5 protein-coding genes and 1 tRNA gene are annotated in these 6380 nt (G+C 64.8%); all 6 read left to right on the forward strand.

Annotated features, from left to right (window positions below):
• Nucleotides 1-266: 266 nt before the first annotated feature.
• The 6 genes from NTCA1_RS21155 to NTCA1_RS21180 all read left to right on the forward strand — a co-directional run bounded on the left by NTCA1_RS21155 (nt 267) and on the right by NTCA1_RS21180 (nt 6296).
• Nucleotides 267-1313, forward strand: a complete 1047-nt coding sequence (locus NTCA1_RS21155; protein ID WP_086490592.1) for a rod shape-determining protein — start codon at nt 267-269, stop codon at nt 1311-1313.
• Between the two features lie 132 nt (nt 1314-1445).
• Nucleotides 1446-2333: a rod shape-determining protein MreC gene (gene mreC / locus NTCA1_RS21160; protein ID WP_159831740.1), complete on the forward strand. Its 888-nt coding sequence runs from the start codon at nt 1446-1448 to the stop codon at nt 2331-2333.
• A complete protein-coding gene (locus tag NTCA1_RS21165) occupies nt 2333-2881 on the forward strand; it encodes a rod shape-determining protein MreD (protein WP_086490594.1) in 549 nt (182 codons plus the stop codon). The genes mreC and NTCA1_RS21165 overlap by 1 nt, the downstream gene beginning before the upstream one ends.
• Complete coding sequence (gene mrdA / locus NTCA1_RS21170; protein ID WP_159831741.1) at nt 2878-4995, forward strand: penicillin-binding protein 2; 2118 nt, start codon at nt 2878-2880, stop codon at nt 4993-4995. Before NTCA1_RS21165 ends, mrdA begins: the two co-directional genes overlap by 4 nt.
• Nucleotides 4995-6107 carry a rod shape-determining protein RodA gene (rodA, locus tag NTCA1_RS21175; protein ID WP_086490727.1) on the forward strand — a complete coding sequence of 371 codons (1113 nt, stop codon included), beginning with the start codon at nt 4995-4997 and terminating at the stop codon, nt 6105-6107. Before mrdA ends, rodA begins: the two co-directional genes overlap by 1 nt.
• A gap of 113 nt (nt 6108-6220) precedes the next feature.
• Nucleotides 6221-6296: transfer RNA gene (locus NTCA1_RS21180), tRNA-Lys, on the forward strand.
• Nucleotides 6297-6380: the final 84 nt, after the last annotated feature.

Consider the following 6380-nt stretch of genomic DNA (forward strand, 5'->3'; position numbering starts at 1 on the left):
GCGCACAATCATGGCGCGCCATTGCGGGGCCATTCGGCCGCCATGGGCGCAAGGCAGGTATGGCGCCCCGATCTCGAACTGTTCCAAACACTAGCGATGAACCGGATGGAATTCGAGACGGGCTTCTGACGATTCCCCCATGAAATCGACACAAATTTTTGGCGTTTCGCGAATCGATGGGCTAAGGGGTCCCCTTCCATGCCAACCTGCCCTTCGCGCCATGGGGATTCCCTTTGGCAAGCGCTGGGAAAGACAACGGATTACTGATGGCCTCGCCCTTCTCGCGATTCTTCAAACTCGGCTCACAGAACATGGCGATCGACCTTGGGACCGCCAATACGCTCGTCTACGTTCAGGACCGCGGAATCGTGCTGAACGAACCCTCGGTTGTGGCGATCGAGACGCTGAACGGCGTCAAGAAGGTGAAGGCCGTCGGCGACGACGCCAAGATGATGATGGGCAAGACGCCCGACAACATCGAAGCGATCCGCCCTCTGCGTGACGGCGTGATTGCCGACATCGAAATCGCGGAAGAGATGATCAAGCACTTCATCCGCAAGGTGCATGGCAAGAAGAACCTGTTCCGTTACCCGGAAATCGTGATCTGCGTGCCCTCGGGCTCCACCTCGGTCGAACGCCGCGCCATCCGTGACGCCGCCTCGAACGCGGGCGCCAGCCAGGTCTACCTGATTCTCGAACCGATGGCCGCAGCGATCGGCGCCGACATGCCCGTCACCGAGCCGGTCGGCTCGATGGTGGTCGACATCGGCGGCGGCACCACCGAAGTCGCGGTGCTCTCGCTGCGCGGCCTTGCCTACACCACTTCGGTGCGCGTCGGCGGTGACAAGATGGACGAATCGATCGTCTCCTATGTGCGTCGCCACCACAACCTGCTGATCGGCGATGCCACGGCGGAACGCATCAAGAAGGACTACGGCATCGCCGTCATGCCGGCCGACGGCATCGGCGAGACGATCCACATCAAGGGCCGCGACCTCGTGAACGGCGTGCCCAAGGAAATCACCATCACCCAGGCGAACGTCGCCGAGGCGCTGGCGGAACCGATCGGCGCCATCGTCGAGGGCGTGCGCATCGCGCTTGAGAACACTGCACCGGAACTGGCCGCCGACATCGTCGACCAGGGCATCGTGCTGACCGGCGGCGGCGCGCTGATCCAGGGTCTGGACGACTACCTTCGCGAGGAAACCGGCCTGCCCGTCAGCGTCGCCGAGGACCCGCTTTCCTGCGTGGCGCTCGGCACCGGCCGCGCGATGGAAGATCCGGTCTATCGCGGCGTGCTGATGTCTGCCTGATTTTCGCGCCGGATGGCCGGAGCATGGCTCCGGTCGTCCGGCCCGCTTGCCCGGCGACGCGATCGCCGGTGTTTTTGACGGTCGAGCGGCAGCCCAGCCACGGCACCGCATCTACGAAGGAGTGCATGGCGCATGGCGCCGCCAGCAAACAGGCGCTCCAGCTATTCGCGCCGGGCGCAGTACACCACGTTCATCAGCTATACCGCAGGCGTGCTCGGCGCCGCGGTCGGGTTGGCGCTCGTCATCATCTCGCTCGTCAATCCCGGTTTCTTTTCCACCCTTCGCGGGCTGGCTGACGACGCGACCGAACCGGCCGCGCAAGTCTCCGCGAGTGGACGCGACATGGGACGCGATGCCTGGGCCAATCTTTCCGGCTTCTTCCATACCGGAAGCGAGCACGCGCGCATCTCGCGCGAGCTGGCGGAAGCCAAGGTACGCCTCGTCGAGGCGCGTGCCGCCATGGCGGAGAACAAGCGGCTGAAGGACCTCATGGGCCTGTCCGAACAGGACGGGGGCGCGGTGACTTATGCCCGCCTCACCGCGTCCACCAGCGCCAGTTCGCGCCGCTATGCCACGCTGGGCGCCGGCCGGGACCGCAATGTCGCCCCCGGCATGCCGGTGCGGTCGCAGATGGGCCTTGTCGGCCGCGTCATGGAAGTCGGCGCATCGAGCGCGCGGGTGCTGCTGGTTACCGACAGCGAAAGCCTGGTCCCGGTGCGCCGCGCCGCCGACGGCGTGCCGGCCTTCGCGCAGGGCAACGGCGACGGCACCCTGCGCATCCGGCTGATCAACCTCGGCATCAATCCGCTGCGCAAGGGCGACGTGCTGGTGACCTCGGGATCGGGCGGCCTCTATAGACCCGGCACGCCCATGGCCATCGTCACCGACCTGATCCGCGACGGCGCCATAGCCCGCGTGCTCAGCAATCCTTCGGATACCGACTACGTAATGGTCGAGAAAAGCTGGGCGCCCCCGCCGCCGCCTCCACCGGCGACCGATACCACGACCAAGAAGCGCTGATGTTCCAACGCAGCGCCTCACGATCCTCTTCCGGGCAACGCATCAACCACGCCCCCTCGCGCTTTCTCGCCAGGGGGTTCCCGTGGCTGACGATCATGCTGGGATCGATAGTGCCGGGCTGGTTCCTGGTCGCTTCGGCGCCGGTCATGCCGCCGATCGGGTTCCTCATCTATCTCGGCTGGCGGCAGCTTCGCCCCGGTCTCCTGCCGATCTGGGCCGGACTGCCGCTGGGCATGTTCGACGATCTGTTCTCCGGCCAGCCCTTCGGCTGCGCGGTCCTGCTCTGGTCGCTGACCGCGATCGCGCTGGAAATCGTGGAACTTCGCCTGCCCTGGCGCAATTTCGTTACGGAATGGCTCATGGCAATGGGCCTCATCGTCGCTTATATAGTCCTGTGCCTTGCCTTGGCGAACATCGCGGGCGCATCGTCTCCCATTCGTGTCATCGTGCCGCAGGTCATTATTTCCGTGCTTTCCTACCCGCTTGTCGGTCGAGTTGTCGCCCTGTTCGATCGGATTCGCCTCGCGCCGATCGTGCTGCTGCGATGAAGATCAGCTTCAAGCGGTTCTTCCCGCAACGCCACGTCAGCGCCGGTACGCTTCGCAACAGCTTTGATCGGCGCAGTATCGTCGTCGGGTCGATTCAGGGCGGGGTCGGCGTGCTTCTCGCCGCCCGTCTCGGCTATCTCTCGATCGCCCAGAACGCGAAGTACGAGCTTCAGGCCGAAAGCAACCGCGTCAATCTCTCGCTGATTCCGCCCCGTCGCGGCTGGATCATGGACCGCAACGGCACGCCGCTCGCTTCGAACCGGGCGGATTTCCGCGTCGATCTCATTCCCGAGCGCGTTCAGGACCCGGCCCATACGATCCAGACGCTGGGCAAGCTGCTCAGCCTGTCTCCGATCGCGATGCAGGATCTGGAGGACAAGCTGGAGCGCGCACGGCGCTTTGCGCCCGTGGAAGTGGCCAGCGGTCTCGACTGGGACACATTTGCCGCCGTCAGCGTGCGTCTGCCGGATCTGCCCGGCGTGGTCACGCAGCGCGGCTTCTCGCGCTTCTATCCGCTCGGTCCCTCGGTCGGCCACCTGATCGGCTATGTCGGCCCGGCCTCGGCCGAGGAATACGAGAAGGACCGCGATCCCGTCCTGATCACGCCCGGCTACAAGGTCGGCAAGGACGCGCTGGAAAAGTTCTACGAGAAGGACCTGCGCGGCAAACCCGGCGCCCGGCGCGTCGAAGTGACCGCCTCGGGCCGCATCGTGCGCGACCTCGACACGCGTGAGGACGTTCCCGGCAAGACTCTCAAGCTCACCATCGACGCGGGCATCCAGGAATATGCCTCGCGGCGTATCGGCCCCGAATCGGCAGCCGTCGTGGTGATGGACTGCCAGACCGGCGACATCCTGGCGATGTGCTCGATGCCCAGCTTCGATCCGAACAGCTTCTCGGACGGCATCGGCCGTCTCGAATGGAAGATGCTGTCGGACGACGACCACGTGCCCCTGCGCAACAAGGTCCTGCGCGGGCTCTATCCGCCCGGATCGACCGTGAAGCCGATGGTCGCGCTGTCCTTTATGGAAGCGGGTCTGGACCCCAACGAATCGGTATTCTGCGGCGGCGGCCTGCGGGTCGGCAACCGCGTGTTCCACTGCTGGAACCGGCGCGGCCATGGCTCGGTCAACATGGCCAAGGGCATCTACCAGAGCTGCGACGTCTACTTCTACCACTTCGCCCAGCGCATCGGCATGGATCCGATCGCGGCCATGGCGGGCCGACTCGGCCTGGGCAAGGACTTCCCGCTGCCGGTTTCCGGCCAGTCCTACGGAACCGTGCCCAACCCGGCCTGGAAGCTGAAGAAGTACGGCAAGGAATGGCAGACTTTCGACACGGTCAATGCCACGATCGGTCAGGGCTACTTCCTGGTGAACCCGCTGCAACAGGCCATCCAAGCCTCGCGCATCGCCAGCGGCCGGATCATCATGCCGCGCCTGGTGCATGGTCATGAGCATGACGTCGCGCCTTCGCTCGGCATTCCCGCCGAGCATCTCGCCTATGTACGTCAGGCCATGTCGGACGTCGCCAATGGTCCGGGCTCAGCGCCGCATTCGCGCCTGCCCTTCCCCGACATCAAGCTCGCGGGCAAGACCGGGACCGCGCAAGTCGTCGGCCTCAATATCGGTAGCGGCAAGGGCGGCTTGTGGAAGCACCGCGACCACGGCCACTTCATCTGCTTCGCCCCGTTCGACAATCCGCGCTATGCATGCTCGGTCGTCGTCGAGCACGGTGGCGGTTCCGGCGCCGCCTATCCCATCGCCCGCGACGTGCTGACCTACATCTTCGACAAGCAGAAGGGCATGGATGTCCTCACGGAGCTTGAGAAGAAGTGGGGCGGCACGCCCAAGGAGCGTCTCGACGCCCGTTATCGCACCTATTCGGCGCAATATGGCGTAGGCGCGCCCGCCGTCTCGGCCGAGGAAGAGAATCGCAAGCTGCAAGGCGCCGATACGCCGCAGGACCCGAGCCAGCCCATCGTCCGCGATGCCGCCTCGCCCGCGCCAGAGCCCGATCCGGCCGACCAGCCCCCTGCCGCCGCAGCGACGCCCTCTCCTTCTCCCACGCCTACCGCGCCTGCGCCGGGCAATACCGGAGGGAACACGCCATGATCAGCCGATCCATCGTTCCCGATGCCATCGCCCGCCAGCCCTGGCACATGCTGATACCGCTGATGAGCCTCGTCAGCCTGGGCGCGGCGGTGCTCTATTCGGCCGCAGGGGGCAACCTCCAGCCCTACGCGCTCAGCCATGTGATGCGGTTCCTGATCTTCCTGTGCATGGCGATCGTCATTTCCCGGTTCAGCCGCGATTTCTTCCGCATGGCCGCTTACCCGGTCTACGGCGCCATCGTCGTTCTCCTCGTGCTGGTGGAGGCCATCGGCGCCGTGGGCGGCGGCAGCCAGCGCTGGCTCAACCTCGGCTTCATGACGCTGCAACCGTCCGAGCTTATGAAGCCTGCCATCGTCCTCGTGCTGGCCCGCTTCTACGAGACCCTGCCCCATGCCATGACCGCCAGTTGGCGCGGACTGGTGCCTGCCGGGGTACTGATCGGCATTCCCGCACTTTTCGTCATGATCCAGCCCGACCTCGGCACGGCTCTGGCGATCTGCTTCGGCGGAGCGGTGACGATGTTCCTGGCGGGCCTGCCGCTGTCATGGTTCATCGGCGCCGGGGCGACCGCCGCTGTCGTGGCGCCGATCGCCTTCTTCACCCTGCTCCATGACTATCAGCGCAACCGCGTCCTCGTGTTCCTCGATCCCGAAAGCGATCCGCTGGGAACCGGCTATCACATCACCCAGTCGAAAATCGCGATCGGTTCGGGTGGTTTCCTTGGCAAGGGATTCGGCAACGGTTCGCAGAGCCACCTGCAATATCTTCCCGAATCGCATACGGACTTCGTGTTCGCGACGATGGCCGAGGAATGGGGCATGCTGGGCGGCCTGTTCGTGCTGTTCGTCTTCGCGATCGTCCTGTCCTGGGGGCTGCGCGTGGCACGGCGCGCACCGGATCGCTTCTCCAGCCTGCTCGCCGCCGGCATGAGCGCGACGATCTTCTTCTACGTCGCGATCAACCTGATGATGGTCATGGGCCTCGCCCCGGTCGTCGGCATTCCCCTGCCCTTCATGAGCCACGGCGGCACCTCGATGCTGACCAACATGATCTGCGTGGGGACCCTGATGGCGGTAAACCGTTGGAATCGCCGTCCGGGATCGATCTCGTAAAATAATCGAAATTTCCTCTTCCCATCCTGAAAACAGCCGCTATAGGGGCCTCTCCGCCGCCGGGGAGGTCCACCAAAGACTTTCCGAAACGGCAGCCCAGGTCAGGGCAGTGTGGACGCATAGCTCAGTTGGTAGAGCAGCTGACTCTTAATCAGCGGGTCCTTGGTTCGAGCCCAAGTGCGTCCACCATCCCTGTCCTTACGCGGAAACGCGTGGACGCATAGCTCAGTTGGTAGAGCAGCTGACTCTTAATCAGCGGGTCCTTGGTTCGAG

The organism is Novosphingobium sp. TCA1 (assembly GCF_009811895.1).
Lineage (GTDB): Bacteria > Pseudomonadota > Alphaproteobacteria > Sphingomonadales > Sphingomonadaceae > Novosphingobium > Novosphingobium panipatense_A.

What these genes read in the sequence shown, in the direction of transcription:
- NTCA1_RS21165 (WP_086490594.1), top strand. Translation starts at nt 2,333, where the DNA reads ATGTTCCAACGCAGCGCCTCACGATCCTCTTCCGGGCAACGCATCAAC.
- mrdA (WP_159831741.1), top strand. Translation starts at nt 2,878, where the DNA reads ATGAAGATCAGCTTCAAGCGGTTCTTCCCGCAACGCCACGTCAGCGCC.
- mreC (WP_159831740.1), top strand. Translation starts at nt 1,446, where the DNA reads ATGGCGCCGCCAGCAAACAGGCGCTCCAGCTATTCGCGCCGGGCGCAG.
- NTCA1_RS21155 (WP_086490592.1), top strand. Translation starts at nt 267, where the DNA reads ATGGCCTCGCCCTTCTCGCGATTCTTCAAACTCGGCTCACAGAACATG.